Raw genomic sequence first — 1005 nt, 5'->3', positions numbered from 1 at the left:
GCCTGCTGGCGCTCGGGCTGGTCCGGTTGCGGCTTCGCGAGCGCGGCGAAGCTTCTGACGATACTGAAGAAATTCGCCTACACTCTCGGGCAAGCGCATGCCGTCATGCAACTCCAACTCACCGGAGGACCGCATGACGACCCACGATCCCATCCCTGCGCGCCTGGCCGCACTCAAGACCACGCCGACGCCAGAACTCAAGGCGCAATGGCGCGACCTGTTCGACAGCGAACCGCCGCCGTTCAACCGGCGCTACCTGGAGAGCCGTCTCGCGTACCGCATCCAGGAACTGGCCTATGGCGGGCTGAAACCCGAGACCGTCCGGCGACTGGAGCGGCTAGGCGAGGAACTGGACGGCGGCGACCGCAAGAAGAGCCGCGTCCGCGCCGACACCATGCCCATCGCCGGCACCCGGCTGATCCGTGAGTGGCAGGGCGTCGAGCACGTCGTCACCGTCACCGCGGACGGCTTCGAATGGCAGGGCCGCCCGTATAAGTCGCTTTCGGCCATCGCGCGGGCGATCACCGGGACGCGCTGGAACGGCTGGGTCTTCTTCGGGCTCAAGAACCGGAGGGCGCGGACATGACGAAGGCCCCTGCGAAATCAGGAATGATCCGGAAGCAGCGCTGCGCGATCTACACGCGCAAGTCGTCCGAGGAAGGGCTGGAGCAGGAGTTCAACAGCCTCCACGCCCAACGCGAGGCCTGCGAGGCATACATCGCCAGCCAGCGCTCCGAGGGCTGGGTGCTTGTCCGTGATCAGTATGACGATGGCGGTCTCTCCGGCGGCACGCTCGACCGCCCCGGCCTGCAGCGGCTGCTGGAGGACATCGAGGACGGGCTAGTCGATGTGGTGGTGGTCTACAAGATCGACCGCCTCAGCCGTTCACTGGCCGACTTCGCCAAGCTGGTCGAGGTGTTCGACCGGAACGGCGTGACGTTCGTCTCGGTCACGCAGTCCTTCAACACCACGACCTCGATGGGCCGGCTGACGCTGAACATCCTG

Annotated in this window: 2 protein-coding genes; both read left to right on the top strand. The window is 66.1% G+C overall.

Annotated elements, in window-relative coordinates; translation table 11 throughout:
* Positions 1 to 133: 133 nt before the first annotated feature.
* Positions 134 to 586 carry a DUF2924 domain-containing protein gene (locus AB6A66_RS17430; protein ID WP_371056896.1) on the top strand — a complete coding sequence of 151 codons (453 nt, stop codon included), beginning with the start codon at positions 134 to 136 and terminating at the stop codon, positions 584 to 586.
* A partial coding sequence (locus AB6A66_RS17425; protein WP_371056895.1) for a recombinase family protein occupies positions 583 to 1005 on the top strand: 423 nt, incomplete at its 3' end. The genes AB6A66_RS17430 and AB6A66_RS17425, both read left to right, overlap by 4 nt.

This window comes from Rhodosalinus sp. K401 (assembly GCF_041365735.1).
GTDB lineage: Bacteria > Pseudomonadota > Alphaproteobacteria > Rhodobacterales > Rhodobacteraceae > Rhodosalinus.
This window is presented reverse-complemented; position numbering and strand designations above follow the sequence as displayed.

Coding starts and splice junctions, on each gene's coding strand:
- AB6A66_RS17430 (WP_371056896.1), top strand. CDS start 134: ATGACGACCCACGATCCCATCCCTGCGCGCCTGGCCGCACTCAAGACC.